Source organism: Paraburkholderia acidisoli, from assembly GCF_009789675.1.
Taxonomy (GTDB): domain Bacteria; phylum Pseudomonadota; class Gammaproteobacteria; order Burkholderiales; family Burkholderiaceae; genus Paraburkholderia; species Paraburkholderia acidisoli.
The window spans coordinates 214,106-232,171 of record NZ_CP046914.1; the positions used below are offsets into that span (position 1 = coordinate 214,106).

Genomic DNA, 18,066 nt, shown 5'->3' on the forward strand with positions numbered 1-18,066 from the left:
TCACCCTTATTTAGCGTCACTCATTCATCCGAGGATCAAGATCATGACCACACCGCAAGAACTCAAGCAAATCGTTTCCGAAGGTCTGCTGTCGTTTCCCGTGACCGACTTCGACGCGCAAGGCAACTTCCGCGCCGACACCTACGCCGAACGGCTCGAATGGCTCGCGCCATATGGCGCGACGGCGCTGTTCGCGGCGGGCGGCACGGGCGAATTCTTCTCGCTCACGAAGAGCGAGTACACGCAGGTCATCAAGACCGCGACGGAAACCTGCAAGGGCAAGGTGCCGATTCTCGCGGGCGCGGGCGGCGCCACGCGCGTGGCCATCGAATACGCGCAGGAAGCCGAGCGCAATGGCGCGCAAGGCATCTTGCTGATGCCGCATTACCTCACGGAAGCCTCGCAGGACGGCATTGCCGCGCACGCCGAGCAGGTCTGCAAAGCCGTGCCGAACATGGGCGTGATCATCTACAACCGCGCCAATTCGAAGCTCAACGCCGACGCGCTGGAACGCCTTGCCGACCGTTGCCCGAACCTCATCGGTTTCAAGGACGGCGTGGGCGAGATCGAAGCGATGGTGTCGATCCGCCGCCGTCTGGGCGATCGCTTCTCGTACCTCGGCGGCCTGCCCACGGCCGAAGTCTACGCGGAGGCCTACAAGGCGCTGGGCGTGCCGGTGTATTCGTCGGCGGTATTCAACTTCATTCCGAAGACGGCGATGGAGTTCTACCGCGCGGTCGCCGCCGAAGACCACGCCACCACGGGCCGTCTGATCGACGAATTCTTCCTGCCGTATCTGGCCATCCGCAATCGCCGCGCGGGCTACGCGGTCAGCATCGTGAAGGCGGGCGCGAAGCTCGTGGGCCGCGACGCCGGTCCGGTGCGCGCGCCGCTCACCGACCTCACGGAAGACGAACTCGCGCAACTCGCCGTGCTGATCAAGAAGCTCGGCGCGCAATAACGCGTATCGAGCGCGTATCGAACGCGCGTCCAGCGGCAAAAACGAAACAGGGCCCGAAAGGGCCCTGTGCTTTTGTTGCGCGCGAGACGAGTCGAAGCAAAAGACGTTACGACTTCTCCGCGCCGTCGCCGAACAGATCGAGATTGGCGTCGGTGCGCGCCTTGCGGCCAGCGCCATTCGCCGCCTGCGTGGCGCGCGGGCCCTTGGCGCGGCGCGGCTTGCCGAACAGATCTTCGGGCGTGAAGCCGAATTCGGCGATCGCCGCGCGGGCGGACGCGAGCGCTTCTTGCGCGGCTTCGGCGCGCAGGGTTTCGATGCGCTCGTCGAGCGCGCGCTTCTGGGCGAGCAATTCGCGGTAAGTTGCCATCGATGAATCGTGTCGAGTAAAACGAGTGGCCGATTTTACGCGTTGCGCACGCTTCGCGGGCAAGTCGCGAACCGGCGAGCGTGGCGAATGCCACACAGTCCACCGCACACGCTGGCGCTACGCCCGCGCTAGAGGTACACCGCGAGCAGCGCCACCACCACGCACGAGAAGCCGAACAGCAGCGCCGCGAGCCACAGCGAGGCGCGCGCGGGCGGGCGCACGGCGTCGGGCAAACGCTTCCTGCCGCTCAGCATCGGCCCGACCAGATTCTGGCCCTTGACGATCGCGTACACGGCGATCGCGCACACATGCAGCACGACTGCCGCCAGCATCACGTCCCAGCCGATCGCGTGCACGGCGCCGATGAAGTTGGCGACGGCGGCGGGCACGATTTCGCTGAGCGGGCCTTCGTCGGCGATATCGTTGTTGTCGTAGAGGCCGCTCAAGGTCTCCACGAGCAGCAGGGCGACGAGCGCCAGGACCATCCAGCCGCCCGCGGCGTTGTGGCCCACCTGCACGTCGGGTTCGCGGCGCGGCAGCGTGCGCAGATGCGCGAACGCCTTGCGCGGCGAAGCGAGGAAGCGCGAGAAGCGCGCGGTTTCGCTGCCGAAGCAGCCCCATAGAATGCGGAAGATCACGAGCGCGAGCAGCGTTTCGCCCACGCGCACATGCGTCTGCATCCAGTTCAGGCGTTGCGTGACGTAAGCCGCCGCGACGAGCACGACCGTCAGCCAGTGAAAGAGGCGCGTAGGCAAGTCCCAGACACGTACGCGGCGCGTCGGGGCCGATGACGCGCCCTGGTGAGAAGCGTGGTCCGACGAATAGCGATCCATGATGGCGGAAGTGATGCGAGGTAGAAGGCGTTCGCCTTCATGATAGGTCACGTGCACGACCATTACGCGGCGCTACGTGGCGTTGCCGTGCGACTTCGGCGATACTTCCGCTTGCCTTTCAATCCACGTATTTTCCCTTCAGGCGTTTGCGCGCCCATTCAACCGGCAGATGGAAAAGAACCGACTCGAAGCGTTCAGCGATGGCGTGCTCGCCATCATCATCACCATCATGGTGCTGGAACTCAAGGTGCCGCACGGCGAATCGCTCGCCGCGCTCGCGCCGCTGTGGCCAACGTACCTGAGCTACGTGCTGAGTTTCATCTACGTGGGAATTTACTGGAACAACCATCACCACATCATGTATGCGGCGCGCAGCGTCAACGGGTCGGTGTTGTGGGCCAACCTGCATTTGCTGTTCTGGCTCTCGCTGCTGCCGTTCACCACGGGCTGGATGGGCGAGAACCATTTCGGGCGCTGGCCAACCGTGCTGTATGGCGTGAATCTGCTGCTGTGCGCGGTGGCCTATGTGGTGCTGCAAATCGTGCTGGTGCGCTATCACGGTCACGAGAGCCCGCTCGCGCGCGCGTTGGGCCGCGACTTCAAGGGCAAGATTTCGCCGGTGCTGTATCTCACGGGGTGCGGGCTGGCGGCGCTCGATTATCCGCAGGTCGGCGCGATTTTCTACTTGATCGTCGCGCTGTTGTGGCTCGTGCCCGACCGGCGCATGGAGCGTCTCGCGCTCGCATCGCGCGAACACGAGAAGGGCGCGGAGTAAGTTTTCGCGGAGTTCCACCAGCGCGAATCCGGCGCGAGTGAGTTGCGCGCCGGATGCATCGTCAGTCAGTCCAACCGATCAGTCGATCAACCGGTCAGCCGCCCAGGTGCTTGCGCTTGGCGAGTTCCTGCGCCTTCGCGTAATCGGCCTGGATCAGGGGCAAGCCGTCCGTTGCCGCTTTCTTCAGGCCCGCGTCGCGGCCCGAGGCGATTTCCGCCTGAAACGCCGAGAGCGTCTTCTGCTGGCCCGCCAGCGCCACCTGCTCGATATACGCCTTGTCGAAGTCGGCGCCGCGCAGATTCTTGATGCCGTCGAGCACGGCCGTGTCGGGGTCGTCGCGCGGCACGTCCACGCCGCGCGGGCTCGCGGCGCGCATCGCGTCGCCGAGCTTCGTGTAATCGGCAACGATCTTCTCGGCGAACGCCTTCACTTCGCGGTCGGTCGAGCGCGAGTCGGCAATCCGCGCGGCATCGCGCTGCGTCGAGACCGTTTGCGTGCCGTCGGCAATAAACGTCTTGTCGGCGGCGTGCAGTTCCGGCGCGCCGGCGGCGGATGCGGCGGGCGCGGCCGTTTGCGCGTGGGCATCGAGCGTGACGGCAAAGAGGCTGGCGGCGGAAGCCGCGATGAGCGAGGCAAGCGAGAGGCGAGTCATGAGCACTCCTGTTTCGTCGGATTTTCGTCGACGTTTCGTTGATTGAGATCGATATCGATTTCGTATCGATCGACCGTCGCGCGAGCCGCGGTGATTTGCAGCGAGACGTCCTGCGAGATGTCCCGCGAAACGGTCTGACGAATTCTAGGAATGCGCTTGCGCTTCAGGTGAAACGAAGAATTCGCTTATGTAACGAGTGGTAAGGTCAAAATAGAAAAGAAAATCAAAAGAAAATCGACCGCGCATAAAAAAACTCACTCCTCTTCACGCATACCCTGTTTTTCAAACGCACTCGCCGGGCGCAGAATGTCTCTCGACGCGCATCCGCGTTTTCGATGCGAACGTCCCACGATCTGGGCTTTTCGCCCGGTTGCAGGCCAACGAGGAGGAGACAGGATGGACGACAAACTGGTTGCCGATACAACGTCGGGCGCAAGCGCGAATGCGGCAATAACGGCTCACGCGAGTTTCCGCTGGCGCGTGTTGTTCTGGCTGATGATCGGCGGCGTCATCAATTATCTCGACCGTGCGAATCTCGCCATCGCCGCGCCCGGCATGATTCACGATCTCGGTCTCACGCGCACGCAGATCGGTTTGCTCGGCACCGTGTTTTCGTGGACCTATGCGGTGATGCAATTGCCGGCGGGCTGGATCATCGACCGCTTCGGCGCAAAGCGCGCTTATGCCATCGGCATGATCTGGTGGAGCGTGGCCACGTGGCTCACGGGCGTGGTCGGCTCGATCTCGGGTCTCATCGTCATGCGCGTGCTGCTCGCCGTGGGCGAAGCGCCGTGCTGGCCCACCTCCGCGAAGATCACCGCCGCATGGTTCCCGGCCAAGGAACGCGGCTTCGCCACCGGCATCTGGGACTCGTCCTCGAAGTGGGGGCCCGCGCTCGCGCCCGCCGTGCTCGTCGCGTTGATGATCGCGTTCGGCTGGCGCTCGCTGTTTCACGTGACGGGCGCGATCGGCATCGTATTCGCCGTGCTGTTCCTGTTCTTCTATCGCAATCCCGCGCAAAGCAAGCGGCTCTCGCGCGAGGAATTCGCCTATATCGAAGCGGGCGGCGGCGGCCATGAACGCTCGCTCACGAGCGCGCCCATCCGCTGGCGCGCGCTGTTCGCCTCGCGGAGCGTATGGGGCATGATTCTCGGCTACTTCTGCGCGATCTGGCTCTGGAATCTCTTTCTCGTGTTCCTGCCGCTGTATCTGCTCGACCGCTTTCATATCTCGTTCGCGCAACTCGGCATCTACGCGAGCATTCCGTGGTTCGGCGGCGCGGCGGGCGAGATCGTCGCGGGCTGGGTGGCGAAGAAGCTCGTCGATCGCGGCGTGGCCTCGCCGATGGTCGCCAAGCGGCTCATCATCGTCGTGTGTTCGCTGTGCGCGGCGGCTTGCGCGCTCGCGCTGCCGTTCGTGAGTTCGATCATCACGACGGTCGTGCTCATGACGTTCGGCCTCGCGTTCATCTCCGCGACCATCGGCAATGCGTGGGCGCTCGCGGGCGACATCGCGCCTTCCTCGATGATCGCTTCGGTGAGCGCGATCCAGAATTTCGGCGGCTATTTCGGCGGCGCGTTCTCGCCGGTCGCGGCGGGTTTCATCGTCGATCGCACGGGTTCGTATTCGCTCGCCTTCGTGATCGGCGGCGTGATCGCTGGTTGCGCCGCGCTGTTCTACTGGTTCATGGCGCGCCGCACGGTCGCGCAATAACGGCCATCGCGGCGATACGGCCGGTCGCGCCACGCCGCCTCTCCGCGTTCCATCCCGGGCCCGCCGCGCGGCAGCGCCGCGGGCCGCTTCCTCGCGCGACATCACGCGCATCGAGTTCGTAATCGCGCCCCGTTTTTATCGCGATATCCGGTAATACCCTAAGCCTATTTCCCGGTTGCGACGACTCTGGTATAACTGCGCTCCCAAGCTGATTACGTTTTAGCACGGGGAAAAACGACATCGCCGCAACGAAGTCGAAATCCGGGCGAAAGGGAGTGTCATGGCGCGCGTGGTAGTGGTGGGCAGCATCAACATGGATATGGTCGTCGCGACCGAAACGTTTCCGCGTCTGGGCGAAACGTTGTTCGGCACGCGCTTTTCGACGCATCCGGGCGGCAAGGGCGCCAACCAGGCCGTCGCGGCGGCGCGTCTCGGCGCGCAGGTCACGATGATCGGCTGCGTGGGCGACGACGCGTTCGGCGCCGAACTCAAGGCCACGCTCGCGCGCGAAGGCGTGGACACGCGCCACGTCAAGACGGGCGCCGCCGCCACGGGCATTGCCTCGATCACGCTCTCGGGCGGCGACAACGCCATCATCATCGTGCCGGGCGCGAACCACGAACTCTCGCCCGCCGACCTCGACCGCGCGAGCGACGTCTTCGCGCAAGCCGACGTGATCCTCGCGCAACTCGAAACGCCCATCGACACCGTGCTGCACGCCGCGCGCCTCGCGCGCGAGCACGGCAAGCCGTTCTTTCTGAATCCCGCGCCCGCCGTGCCGCTGAGCGACGAACTGCTCGCGCTCACCACGTTGCTCACGCCCAACGAACACGAACTCGCCACGGCGCTGCAAACGCCCGAGGCCGCGTGGGCGGACACGCTCGCGCGCCTGCCGGGCCGCATCGCCATGACGCACGGCAAGGAAGGCGCGTACTTCACGGAGCGCGCGGAAGCCGGCGGCGCGCTCGTGCATCAGCCGGGCTTTCGCGTGAATGCCGTCGACTCGACCGGCGCGGGCGACACCTTCAACGGCGCGCTCGCGGCGTTCTGGCATCTCGGCATGCGCGAAGCCGTGCGCCGCGCGAACGCGGCGGGCGCGCTCTCCGTCACGCGCGCGGGCGCGCAGGGCGGCATGCCCACGCTCGCCGAACTCGAAGCGTTCCTGAACCAGCAAGACCACCCGGCATGAAGAAACACGGACACCTGAATCGCGACATCGCGCGCGTGCTGGCCAACATGGGCCATACCGACAGCATCGTGATCGCCGATTGCGGCCTGCCGATTCCCGAGGGCGTCGAATGCATCGACGTCTCGCTCACGCTGGGCGTGCCCGGCTTTTTCGACGTGCTCGACAGCGTGCTCGCCGACTTCAAGGCCGAACGCGCCGTGTTCGCGAGCGAAGCGCAAACGCATAACGCGGCCGTGGTCGCGCGCGCACGCGCACTCGCCGCCGCGGAAGTCGCGGTGGAAGAAGTGCCGCACGAAACATTCAAGCGCCGCTGCCGCGAGGCGAAAGCGGTGATCCGCACCGGCGAATGCAGCCCGTACGCGAATGTGATCCTGCATTCGGGCGTGATCTTCTGACGAGGCCCATGATGCAAGTGATGATGCGAGGCATCGGCAAGGCGTTCGGGCCCGTGCGCGTGCTCGAAGGCGTCGATTTCCATATCGAGGCGGGCGAGATTCACGCGCTGATGGGTGAGAACGGCGCGGGCAAGTCGACGCTCATGAAGATCCTGAGCGGCGTGTACGAAGCCGACGCGGGCGAGGTGCTGATCGACGGCAAGGCCGTGCAGATTCGCGGCACCGTGGACGCCGAACGCGCGGGCATCGCCATCATTCACCAGGAGCTGAATCTCATCCCGCAACTCACGGTGATGGAGAATCTGTTCCTCGGCCGCGAGCCGCGCCGCTTCGGTTTCGTCGATACGGCGGCGATGCGCGCGCAGGCGCGCAAGTGGCTCGACATGGTGGGCGCCGAGCGCATCGATCCGCAGACCGAAGCCGGTCTGCTCTCCATCGGCCAGCAACAGCTCGTGGAAATCGCCAAGGCGCTCTCGCTCGACGCGCGCGTGCTCGTGATGGACGAACCCACGGCCGCGCTCACCAACCGCGAAATCGAAACGCTCTTCGAGATCATGCTCGCGCTCAAGGCGCGCGGCGTGGCCATCGTCTACGTCTCGCATCGCATGGAAGAAATCTTCCGCATCTGCGACAAGATCAGCGTGCTGCGCGACGGCCATTTCGTGGGCGAGCGCGCCATCAAGGACACCGGCTTCGACGAAATCGTGCGGCTCATGGTCGGCCGCGAGCTGGGCGAGCGCTTTCCGAAGCGCCGTCATACGCCGGGCGAAGTGCGCATGCAGGTGTCGAATCTCGCCGACGACGGCAACGTGGCGGGCATCAGCTTCGACGTGCGGGCGGGCGAAGTGCTCGGCATCGCGGGCCTGATGGGCGCGGGCCGCAGCGAAATCCTGCGCACGCTGTTCGGCGCGAATCGCAAAACGGCGGGCACCGTCACGCTCGACGGCAAGCCGCTCGCCGTGCGCGACGCGGCGAGCGCGATCGGCGCGGGTATCGGCTTTGTGACCGAAGACCGCAAGCGGCAAGGGCTCGTGCTCGGCATGTCGGTGCGCGAGAACGCAACGCTCGTGCATCTCGACCGCTACGCGAAGCTCGGCTTCGTGAGCGAGAAGGCCGAGCGCATTGCCGTCGACAACCTCATCAAGCAGCTGCGCGTGCGCACGCGCGACGCCGAACTCGACGTCAAGTCGCTTTCGGGCGGCAACCAGCAAAAGGTGGTGTTCGCGAAGTGGCTCGCGAAGCCGCCCAAGGTGCTGCTGCTCGACGAACCCACGCGCGGCGTGGACGTGGGCGGCAAGGCCGAGATCTACACGATCATCAACCAGCTCGCGGAGCAGGGCGTGGCGATCGTGATGGTGTCGTCCGAACTGCCCGAGGTGCTGGCCATGAGCGACCGCATTCTCGTGATGCATCAAGGCCGCCAGGCCGGCATTTTCGCGGCGGCCACGGCCACCCAGGAACAGATCATGACGGCCGCGGCGGGCGGCCAGGCCGCGCCGGAATCCACGGCGGCGGCATAAGCAACATACGCGACATACGCGACATACGCGGCATAAGCGACGCAAGCGACCTGAGCGGCGTCGGCCGCGCAACACGAAAGACCCAGCACATCAGCGAGACATCATATGGCGCAACTCACGATGACACCCAGCAGCCGGGCGACGCTGCAAAAACTCGGGCCGTTTATCGCCCTGCTCATCATCGCGGTCGGTCTCTCGATCGTGAGCCCCGACTTTCTCACCGTCGACAATCTGCTCAACGTGATGCGTCAGGCGTCGATCAACGCGCTCATCGCGTTCGGCATGACGCTCGTGATCCTGCTCGGCGGCATCGATCTTTCGGCGGGCTCGGTGCTCGCGCTCTCCTCGGTCATCATCGCCACGCTGCTGAGTTCGGGCACGCCCGCCGTGCTCGCCACGCTCGCGGGTCTCGTGGCCGGCGGCCTGATGGGTCTCGCGAACGGCCTCGTCATCAGCAAGGGCAAGGTCGCGCCGTTCATCGCCACGCTCGGCTCCATGACGGTGCTGCGCGGCCTCGCGCTCGTGGTCTCGAACGGCAGCCCGATCAGCAGCTTCAACAGCGACTTCTTCTCGCTGCTCGGCGGCGGTTATGTGGCGCGCCTCGTGCCGATTCCCGTGATCCTCATGCTCGTGATGTTCGCGGGCTTCTGGGTGCTGCTGCGCAAGACCGTGTTCGGCCGCCATATCTACGCGACGGGCGGCAACGCCGAGTCGGCGAAGCTCTCGGGCGTGAAGGTCGACCGCATTCAGCTGTGGGTCTATACGATCTCGGGCGTGATGTCGGCGCTCGCGGGCATCGTGCTGACCTCGCGCCTGAACTCCGCGCAGCCCACCGCCGGTACCGGCTACGAACTCGACGCCATCGCGGCGGTCGTGCTCGGCGGCACGAGCCTCACGGGCGGGCGCGGCTGGATCTTCGGCACGCTCGTGGGCGCGCTGCTGATCGGCGTGCTCAACAACGGCCTCAATCTGCTCGACGTCTCGTCGTTCTACCAGCAGGTCATCAAGGGCGGCGTGATTCTGCTCGCCGTGCTGATCGACCGCGGCAACAAGAAGTCGTAACGCATTTTTATCGTGCCGCGCCGCGTGACTTCACCGTCGCGCGCGCGGCGTGACAATACCGCTTTCGTAGCAATCCTGATTAATTTTTCACTTCACGCTCTATCCATAACTACGAGGAGATGACTATGCAACAGCACGTTACGCCCCGATTCTCGAAGCTTTTCGCCGCGCTCGTCGCGGGTTCGCTCGCTCTCGGCCTCGCGGCCTGCTCGAAGGAAGGTCCGTCCAGCTCGTCGGACGCGGCCGCCAGCGGCGCCTCGGCACCGGCGGCGGGCGGCGCCGTCGTGGTCGGCCTGTCGATCTCGACGCTGAACAACCCGTTCTTCGTCTCGCTCAAGAAGGGCGCCGAAGACGAAGCGAAGAAAGACGGCGTGACGCTCATCACCGTCGACGCGCAGAACGATCCGGCCAAACAGCAGGCCAGCGTGGAAGACCTGATCCAGAAGAAGGTCAACGTCATCCTGATCAATCCGACCGATTCCTCGGCGGTGGCGAACGTCGTGAAGGAAGCCACGGACAAGGGCATCAAGGTCGTCTCGCTCGACCGCAGCGTGAACGGCGCCGAAGTCAGCTCGCATATCGCCTCAGACAACAAGGCCGGCGGCAAGATGGCTGCCGACTTCCTCGCCGACAAACTCGGCGGCAAGGGCAACATCGTCGAACTGCAAGGCATTCCGGGTTCCTCGGCGGCCAACGAGCGCGGCGCGGGCTTCGACGACGAAGTCGCGGCGAAGGGCGGCGTGAAGATCGCCACGAAGCAGCCCGCCGACTTCGATCGCGCCAAGGGTCTTTCGGTAATGGAAAACATCATCCAGAGCAACAAGGACATCCAGGGCGTGTTCGCGCAGAACGACGAGATGGCGCTGGGCGCGGTCAAGGCGCTGCAAGCCGCCGGCCTCAAGAACGTGGCCGTGGTGGGCTTCGACGCCACCGACGACGCGATCGCCGCCGTGAAGGCCGGCCAGATGGCCGCGACCGTGCAGCAGCAGCCGGAGCTGATCGGCCAGTACGGCGTGCAGACGGCGAAGAAGCTCGTGGACGGCCAGCCGGTCGACAAGTTCATCCCCGTGCCGCTGAACCTCTTCAAGCAGTAAGTTCTCGCGCGCGTGGCAACGTAGTACCATCGGCGGAACGTTTTCGCCGATGCGCGTGATGCGCCCCGTCCGCAAAACGGGGCGCATTATTTTTTGTACGCCGCCTGCACGTTGCATTACGTTTCGATGCGTGCATGGCAACATGTCGATCACTCAATTGCCAACAGGAAACCGCGTGTCCCAGTTCGAGCGACTGACCATCGACGACATTGCCCGTCTCGCGGAAGTCTCGCGCACGACAGCGAGCATGGTGCTGAACGGCAACGCCGAGCGTTACCGCATCTCGGCGGCCACGGTCGAGCGCGTGCTCAAGGTGGCGAAGGAGCATCACTTCACGCCGTCGCAGTCGGCGCGCGCGTTGCGTTCGCGGCGCAGCAACACGATCGGCCTCGTGATTCCCGACCTCACGAACTCCGCGCACGCGGCGCTCGCGCAGGCCATGGAATGGCAGTGCCGCGAGCAGTATCGCTATCAGTTGATGATCGTGACGAGCGACGAAGATCCCGTGCGCGAGACCGAAGGCATCGCGCGGCTCGTGGCGCAACAGGTGGATGGCGTGGTGGTGGTGCCGTGCACGGCCGAAGCGTCGCGCTACGAGAAGTGGGTCAAGCGCCTGCCGCTCGTGTTCGCCGACCGCCGCGTGGAAGAGAGCACGATTCCGTTCGTGGTCACCGACGCGGCCGGCATGGTGGAGAGGCTCGTAAGCGAATCGCTCTCGCAGGGCGCGCGCGAAGTGGTGTACTTCGGCGGCCAGCCCGATCTCTCGGTGAGCCGCGACCGTCTCGCGGGTTATCGCCAGGCGCTCGACAAAAACGGCGTAACCGAACATGCCGACTGGATATTCCAGCGCGATTACCAACGCGAGTCGGGTTACGCGCTGATGAAGGCGTGGTTCGAGGCGCACGGGCGTTACCCCGAGTCGTTGTTCGCGGGTTCGATCACGCTGCTCGAAGGCGTGCTGCAATTCATCAACGAAGCGCATCAGCTCGGCCAGGCGCCGGGACGTTTGATGACCTTCGACGACCATCGTCTGCTCGACTGTCTGCCGCTGCGCATCGACGCCGTGGTGCAGGACAGCCGCGAACTCGCCGCGCATAGCCTGCGCTGCGTGTTCTCGCTGCTCGACGGCGAGGCGCCGCCCGAATCGCGCGAAGTGCCCGCGCATATTCACTACCGGCAGCGCGGCGAAGTGCGCAGCTGAGCGCCGTCAGGCGCGCTCGCCACGCGGCAAACGCTTCAGTCCCAAACCGGCGCCAGGCCCGCCGGGCTCACCTCGCGGCCGTTGCGTTCGAGCGCGGCCAGTTCCCGCATGTCCGCCTCGCTGAGCGCGAGTTGTTGCGCGAGCAGATTGCTCGCGAGGTTCTCGCGTTTCGTCGACGAGGGAATCACGCAATAGCCGAGTTGCAGCGCCCACGCGAGCGCGACCTGCGCGGGCGTCGCGCCATGACGCGCGGCAATCGCGCCGATCACCGGATCGCCGAGCACCTTGCCGTACGCGAGCGTCATGTACGAAGTGACCTGAATACCGGCGCCCTGCAAAAACGCCGCGAGCTTGCGGTTCTGCAGGTAAGGGCTCAACTCGATCTGGTTCGTTGCGATCTCGCCTTCGCCGACCACGTCGATCGCGCGCCGTGTCTGCTCGATGTTGAAGTTCGAGACGCCGATGGCGCGTGTGAGGCCCTTCGCTTTGGCCTGGGCGAGGGCGGCCATGAAGGTTTCGAGCGCCACGCCGTTGTCGGGCGCGGGCCAGTGGATCAGCGTGAGATCGACGGCGTCGGTGCGCAGCTTCGCGAGGCTTTCCTCGAGGCTCGGCGCGAGCTTGTCCGGCGCATAGTGATCGACCCAGATCTTGGTCGTGAGGTAAAGCTCGTCGCGCTTCACGCCCGAGGCGGCGATGGCCGCGCCGACTTCGGCTTCGTTGCCGTAGATCTGCGCGGTGTCGATGGCGCGATAGCCGAGTTCGAGCGCGTTGCGCACCGAATCGACGACAACCTGACCTTTGAGCCGGAACGTGCCGAGGCCGAAGGCGGGCACCGGGGAAGACACTGGATTCATCACACTCTCCTGAAGATCGATAACGTCACGCGCGTTTCAGCAATTCGGCGACGTGGTGGAAGGCACGCGCGCGCGCCGGTCGAGCACGAACTGGAGCGCCACGAGCGCGAGACCCGCGCCCGCGATGAGTGCGCCCACCACCGGCACCGCCGCGTAACCGAGGCCGTTCGAGAGCGCCGCGCCGCCCGCCGCCGCGCCGAGCGCATTGCCGAGATTGAACGCGCCCACGTTCACCGAAGACGCGAGGCCAGGCGCTTCGTGGGCCGCGCGCATCACACGCATCTGCAAGGGCGGCACCACCGCGAAGGTCGCGATGCCCCAGACGAGCAGCGCAACGGCCGCGCCCACATGCGTGAGCGCGAGCACCGGAAACGCGAGCATCACGGCGATCAGCAGCAGCAGAAAACCCGCCAGCGTGCCGTCGAGCGAACGGTCCGCGAGACGCCCGCCCGCCGCATTGCCGATCGAAAAGCCCACGCCGATCAGCACGAGCATGGCGGTCACGAACGCGGGCGAGGCGCCCGTCAATTCGGTGAGCGTGGGCGTGACGTAGGTGTAGAGCGTGAACATCGCGCCCGCGCCGAGCACCGTGGTCGCGAGCGCGCCCAGCACGACGGGGCGCGTGAGCACGGCGAGTTCGGCGCGCAGGTTCGGCATCGCGCCCGCCTCGCCCCTGGGCAGCGCGTAGCGCAAACCGGCAATGGCGAGCACGCCGAGACCGGCCGTCGCGACGAACGACATGCGCCAGCCGATCGCGCCGCCGAGCCACGTGGCCGCGGGCACGCCGCCGATGTTCGCGATCGTGAGGCCCATGAACATGGTGGCCACGGCGCTCGCCTGGCGCTCGCGCGGCACGAAGCTCGCCGCCGCGACCGACCCGATGCCGAAGAACGCGCCGTGATTCAGGCTCGTCACGAGCCGCGCGAGTAGCAGCGTGGTGTAATCGGGCGCGAGCGCGGCCAGCAGGTTGCCGATCGTGAAGATGCTCATCAACGCGATCAGCGCCTTGCGGCGCGGCCAGCGCGCGAGCGCCAGCGTCATGAGCGGCGCGCCCACCATCACGCCGATCGCGTAAGCGCTGATCAGCATGCCCGCGCTGGGGATCGAGACGTGCACGCCCTCGGCGATCACGGGCAGCAGGCCCATGGGCGAGAACTCGGTCGTGCCGATGCCGAACGCGCCCACGGCGAGCGCGAGCAGCGGCAGGGCCGCGCCGTGCGCCGGCGCGCTGGAGGAATTGGCCTGCGGGGTGGTCATGCGAGAGGCTCCGTCGAGAATCGGGTTTTACTGCAATGCAGCATTGTCCCCGATTCACCCGCGACGAAAAACCGCTCTCACGACCAGACTGTTTTGAATTTCAGTCAAGAATGGCCGCAGCGGCGGCCGTTCGTCCCACGATTTTGCCGCTCATCCGCTTGAGCGGAAACGTGCCGATGAAGGTGAGCACCGCGCACGCGATCATGAAATACGCAGGCGCGACCGTCGTGCCGGTCTTGCCGATGAGCCAGGTGCCGATCAACGGCGCGGTGCCGCTGAAGATCGTGAAGCTCAGGTTGAACGCGATCGCCACGCCGCTGAAGCGCACGCGCGTGGGAAACATGTCGGCGATGATGCACGCGAAGGTGCCGTTGATGAGCGCCGCGCCCAGCCCGCCGAGCAGCATCAGCACGATCAGGTCCATCTGGTGCGCGACGAGCGCCGCATAGAACGGCAGCGCGAGCACGATCAGCAGCAGGGCGCCCGCGCGCATCAGGAGACGGCGCGGGATGCTGTCGCCGAGCCAGCCCACCACGAGAATGCCGAGCGACGCCGTGGCGAGCGCCACGTTCTGCGCCACGGCAACCGTGTGCGGCTCGTAATGCAACACCTTGTCCAGATACGCGGGCATGTGCGCGAACAGCAGGCCGTTGTAGCCCGCCGTGGCCGCCGTGGTCACCACGCCCAGCACGACCGCGCGCCAGTGTTCGCGCCACAGTTCCGCGAACGGATGCTTCGAGGCGAGACCCTTCATGTGCGCGAATTCGGGCGTTTCCTCCAGTTTGCGGCGCAGCCAGAAACCGAGCAGGCCGATCAGCCCGCCGAACACGAACGCGATGCGCCAGCCGTACGCGGGCACCTGCTCGGGCGTGAGCGCCGCGTGCACCACGAGGTTCATGATCGCCGCGAGCAGCACGCCCGAATTCACGCAGAAGAACACGATGCCGCACACGAAACCCGCGCGGCGCGGCACGGTTTCGACCACGTAGGTGATCGAGCCGGGCAACTCGCCGCCGAGGCAAAAGCCCTGAATCAGCCGCAGGCCGATCATCGTGACGGTGGCCGCGAGACCCCAGCTCGCGTAGGTCGGCACGAGACCCATGCCGATGGTGGAGAGCGACACCACGATCACGGAGACGATGAACACGCGGCGCCGCCCGTAGCGGTCGCCGAACCAGCTCAGCACCGCGCCGCCAATGGGCCGCGAGAGATAGCCGATCGCGAACACGGCGAACGACATCACCAGCGACATCATCGGGTCGAGCATCGAGAAGAACGCGGCGCCGATGAACTGCGCGAACACGCCGTAGACGACGAAATCGTAAAACTCCAGCGCGCCGCCGAGGCTCGCGAGCACGATCAGCCGCCATTGGCTCGCGGTGAGGCGTTCGCTGGATGCACCGAGCGGGGGGCTCGATTCGAGTGTGGGCATGGTTGTCTCCGGGTGTGTTTTTTTGGGTCGATGCCGCGTGTTTTCGCGCGGATAAAGCGCGCTGCTAATTCAATCGCTAATCGAGCTCGACGGTCACGATCTGCGAAATATCGGCTTCGGCGAGACCTTGCTCGCAGGCACGCGCGAGCCAGCGGCGCACCAGCGCGGCCACCGGCAGCGTCACGCCGTTCTCGCGCGCGTACGACTCCACGGCGTCGAGATCCTTGAGCATCGTGCGGATCGTGCCGCTCGGCTGCGCGGGAGCCGCGATCATACGCGGTTGCAGCGTTTGCAGCAGCACCGAGTCGGCCCAGCCGCCCGCGAGCGCGGCCGGCATGCTCGCGGCCTGGATGCCGGTGCGCCGCGCGAGACGCGTGGCTTCCGCAATGCCCGCGATGGTCGTCATCACGATGGTCTGGTTCGCGAGCTTGGTGGCCTGGCCCGCGCCGCTCGCGCCCATGCGCGTGACGCGCGCGGCGTACGCGCGCATGGCGCCGAGCGTCGTGTCGATGGCGTGAGCGTCGCCGCCCGCCATGATCGCGAGCGTGCCTGCCGCCGCGCCCGCCGTGCCGCCCGAGACCGGCGCGTCGATCCACGCGCCGCCGGTTTCGTCGTGCCAGCGGCGCGCGAGCGCCTGGGCCTGCGCGGGCGCCATGGTCGAATGATCGACGACGACGAGACCCCGCGGCGCGCCGCGCGCGAGTCCCTGCGCGCCGAACGCGACCGCTTCCACCGAGGCGTGATCGGCGAGACACAGCATGACCGCTTCGCTGTGCGCCGCGACTTCGGCGGCGGTTTCGAAAGCGCTGGCCTTGCCCGCCGACGTATTCAGCGACGCACCCAGGGCGTGAGCCTTTTGCGCCGACCGATTCCAGAGCGCCGTCCGAAATCCTGCTTCGGCGAGACGGCGCGCCATCGGCAAACCCATCTTGCCGAGACCGCAAAATCCGACGCGCAAACCGTTGTCATGATGGCTGTCATCGTTCATCGTCTCCGCGTTCATTCCGTGTCTCCGTGCGTGCGCGCGTCGTACGGCCACTCGACGTTGCCGGAGTGCGTGACGGCGCCCAGATGCGCGGGCCGCACGAGCGCCGCGTATTTTTCGAGCACGCCCGCCAGCCGCTTCGGCGCTCGCGGCGCGAGTTGCGCGCGGCGTTGCGCGAGTTCGTCGTCGGAAAGCTCGACGTGCAATACGCCCTCGCGCGCGTCGATACGAATGCGGTCGCCTTCGCGCAGCAGCGCGATCGGGCCGCCTTCGGCCGCTTCGGGGCCCACGTAGCCGATACACATGCCGCGCGTCGCGCCGGAAAAACGGCCGTCGGTGAGCAGCGCGACTTTCTCGCCCATGCCCTGGCCATAGATGGCCGCCGTCACGCTCAGCATCTCGCGCATGCCGGGGCCGCCGCGCGGGCCTTCGTTGCGGATCACCAGCACGTCGCCTTCGTGGTAGGTGCGCGCCGCGACCACGGCCATGCAGTCTTCCTCGCATTCGAAAATGCGCGCCGTGCCCGTGAAGGTCAGCGACTTGAGGCCCGCGATCTTGAGGCACGCGCCGTCCGGCGCGAGGTTGCCGCGCAGGATCACGAGACCGCCGTTCTGCGAGAGCGGCGCATCGCAGCCGCGCACCACTTCGCCGTCGGGGCCGGCGAATTGCGCGAGCGCCTCGGCGAGCGTCGTGCCGTCGAGCGTGAGCGCGTCGCCGTGCAGGTGGCCGCCCGCCAGCAGCGCGTTGAGCACGGCCGGCACGCCGCCCGCGTGATGCAGGTCCTGCGCGAGGTAGCGGCCGCCCGGTTGCAGGTCGCCGATCAGCGGAATGCGCGCGAACACGCGCTCCACGTCGTCGAGCGTGAAGCGGATGCCCGCCTCGTGCGCAATGGCCGGAATGTGCAGGCAGGCGTTGGTCGAGCCGCCCGTCGCGGCCACGGCGGCGCAGGCGTTCTCGAGGCTTTTCACGGTGACGAGATCGCGCGGCAGCGGGCCGCCCGAGCGCAACGCGCGCATCACGGTTTCGCCCGCGCGCCGCGAGATCGCGATGCGTTCGCTGTAGACGGCCGGCACCATCGCCGAGCCGAGCGGCGCGAGGCCGAGCGTTTCGGCCACCATCGCCATGGTGTTGGCCGTGAACTGGCCGGGACACGAACCGGCCGTGGGCGTGCAGCCTTTTTCGATGGCGTCGAGCTGCGCGCGCGTGATGTCGCCGCGCTGCGCTGCGCCCACGGCTTCGATCGCGTTGAGGATGGTCGCCTGGCGCTGCAGGCCGTGGCCCGCGCCGCCCGGAATCGCACCGGGCGCCACACCGGGCAGCATCGCGCCGCCGAACAGGAACACGCCGGGCACGTTCACGCGCACCATGCCCATCAGCATGCCGGGCAGCGTCTTGTCGCAGCCGGCCACGCCCACGAGCGCGTCATAGCCGTGGGCGCGCACGAACAGCTCGACGCTGTCGGCGATCACTTCGCGCGAGACGAGGCTCATGCGCATGCCCGCGTGGTTCATCGAGGTGCCGTCGGACACGGAAATCGCCGAGCCGCGAATGGGCACGCCGCCGCCCGCCGCCACGCCGAGGCGCACGTTGTCGGAGATCTGGTTCAGCGACATGGAGCAGGGCGTGTTCTCGCCGAAGGTATCGACGATGGCGACGAAGGGCTTTTGCATCGAGGCGTCGTCGAGCCCCGTGGCGCGCAGGAAGGCGCGATGCGGCGCGCGCGTGACGCCATCCGTGACGAGGCGGGAGCGGTGCTTGTGGAGATCGGTCATGGTC

Annotated in this window: 17 protein-coding genes; 9 read left to right on the top strand and 8 right to left on the bottom strand. The window is 66.5% G+C overall.

Annotation, left to right across the window (positions count from 1 at the left end; all coding sequences use genetic code 11):
- Positions 1-43 precede the first annotated feature (43 nt).
- Positions 44-961: a 5-dehydro-4-deoxyglucarate dehydratase gene (gene kdgD, locus FAZ98_RS15240; RefSeq protein ID WP_158952154.1), complete on the top strand. Its 918-nt coding sequence runs from the start codon at positions 44-46 to the stop codon at positions 959-961.
- 106 nt (positions 962-1,067) lie between these two features.
- On the opposite strand, the gene FAZ98_RS15245 is transcribed toward kdgD, so the two are convergent.
- The gene (locus FAZ98_RS15245; RefSeq protein ID WP_158952155.1) at positions 1,068-1,328 is read right to left on the bottom strand and encodes an H-NS family nucleoid-associated regulatory protein; all 261 of its coding nucleotides are present in this window, start codon (positions 1,326-1,328) and stop codon (positions 1,068-1,070) included.
- A gap of 128 nt (positions 1,329-1,456) precedes the next feature.
- On the bottom strand, positions 1,457-2,161 hold the full coding sequence (locus tag FAZ98_RS15250; protein ID WP_158953925.1) for a cytochrome b/b6 domain-containing protein: 705 nt from the start codon (positions 2,159-2,161) through the stop codon (positions 1,457-1,459).
- A gap of 169 nt (positions 2,162-2,330) precedes the next feature.
- Between FAZ98_RS15250 and FAZ98_RS15255 the strand changes: the two genes are divergently transcribed.
- Positions 2,331-2,936: a TMEM175 family protein gene (locus tag FAZ98_RS15255; protein WP_158952156.1), complete on the top strand. Its 606-nt coding sequence runs from the start codon at positions 2,331-2,333 to the stop codon at positions 2,934-2,936.
- Between the two features lie 94 nt (positions 2,937-3,030).
- Here the strand turns inward: FAZ98_RS15255 and FAZ98_RS15260 are convergent, their stop codons facing one another.
- Positions 3,031-3,588, bottom strand: coding sequence for a DUF4142 domain-containing protein (locus FAZ98_RS15260; RefSeq protein WP_158952157.1), 558 nt, complete (start codon positions 3,586-3,588; stop codon positions 3,031-3,033).
- A 396-nt stretch (positions 3,589-3,984) separates the two neighbouring features.
- Between FAZ98_RS15260 and FAZ98_RS15265 the strand changes: the two genes are divergently transcribed.
- The 7 genes from FAZ98_RS15265 (at position 3,985) to FAZ98_RS15295 (ending at position 11,762) form a co-directional block, all read left to right on the top strand.
- Complete coding sequence (locus tag FAZ98_RS15265; protein ID WP_158952158.1) at positions 3,985-5,301, top strand: MFS transporter; 1,317 nt, start codon at positions 3,985-3,987, stop codon at positions 5,299-5,301.
- Between the two features lie 280 nt (positions 5,302-5,581).
- Positions 5,582-6,490, top strand: coding sequence for a ribokinase (rbsK, locus tag FAZ98_RS15270; RefSeq protein ID WP_158952159.1), 909 nt, complete (start codon positions 5,582-5,584; stop codon positions 6,488-6,490).
- Positions 6,487-6,885: a D-ribose pyranase gene (gene rbsD / locus FAZ98_RS15275; protein WP_158952160.1), complete on the top strand. Its 399-nt coding sequence runs from the start codon at positions 6,487-6,489 to the stop codon at positions 6,883-6,885. Before rbsK ends, rbsD begins: the two co-directional genes overlap by 4 nt.
- 8 nt (positions 6,886-6,893) lie before the next feature.
- Entirely contained in the window at positions 6,894-8,405 is a 1,512-nt protein-coding gene (locus FAZ98_RS15280) for a sugar ABC transporter ATP-binding protein (RefSeq protein ID WP_325072539.1), read from the top strand.
- Positions 8,406-8,510: 105 nt separating this feature from the next.
- The gene (locus FAZ98_RS15285; protein WP_158952161.1) at positions 8,511-9,467 is read left to right on the top strand and encodes an ABC transporter permease; all 957 of its coding nucleotides are present in this window, start codon (positions 8,511-8,513) and stop codon (positions 9,465-9,467) included.
- 125 nt (positions 9,468-9,592) lie between these two features.
- Positions 9,593-10,561, top strand: coding sequence for a ribose ABC transporter substrate-binding protein RbsB (rbsB, locus tag FAZ98_RS15290; protein ID WP_158952162.1), 969 nt, complete (start codon positions 9,593-9,595; stop codon positions 10,559-10,561).
- 175 nt (positions 10,562-10,736) lie between these two features.
- The gene (locus tag FAZ98_RS15295) at positions 10,737-11,762 is read left to right on the top strand and encodes a substrate-binding domain-containing protein (RefSeq protein ID WP_158952163.1); all 1,026 of its coding nucleotides are present in this window, start codon (positions 10,737-10,739) and stop codon (positions 11,760-11,762) included.
- Positions 11,763-11,797: 35 nt separating this feature from the next.
- Here the strand turns inward: FAZ98_RS15295 and dkgB are convergent, their stop codons facing one another.
- The 5 genes from dkgB to ilvD all read right to left on the bottom strand — a co-directional run bounded on the left by dkgB (position 11,798) and on the right by ilvD (position 18,062).
- Positions 11,798-12,616: a 2,5-didehydrogluconate reductase DkgB gene (gene dkgB, locus FAZ98_RS15300; protein WP_158952164.1), complete on the bottom strand. Its 819-nt coding sequence runs from the start codon at positions 12,614-12,616 to the stop codon at positions 11,798-11,800.
- A 36-nt stretch (positions 12,617-12,652) separates the two neighbouring features.
- Complete coding sequence (locus FAZ98_RS15305; RefSeq protein WP_158952165.1) at positions 12,653-13,873, bottom strand: MFS transporter; 1,221 nt, start codon at positions 13,871-13,873, stop codon at positions 12,653-12,655.
- Between the two features lie 100 nt (positions 13,874-13,973).
- A complete protein-coding gene (locus tag FAZ98_RS15310) occupies positions 13,974-15,305 on the bottom strand; it encodes an MFS transporter (RefSeq protein ID WP_158952166.1) in 1,332 nt (443 codons plus the stop codon).
- A 76-nt stretch (positions 15,306-15,381) separates the two neighbouring features.
- The gene (locus tag FAZ98_RS15315) at positions 15,382-16,293 is read right to left on the bottom strand and encodes an NAD(P)-dependent oxidoreductase (protein WP_158952167.1); all 912 of its coding nucleotides are present in this window, start codon (positions 16,291-16,293) and stop codon (positions 15,382-15,384) included.
- An 11-nt stretch (positions 16,294-16,304) separates the two neighbouring features.
- The gene (gene ilvD / locus FAZ98_RS15320; RefSeq protein WP_158952168.1) at positions 16,305-18,062 is read right to left on the bottom strand and encodes a dihydroxy-acid dehydratase; all 1,758 of its coding nucleotides are present in this window, start codon (positions 18,060-18,062) and stop codon (positions 16,305-16,307) included.
- Between the last annotated feature and the right edge of the window lie 4 nt (positions 18,063-18,066).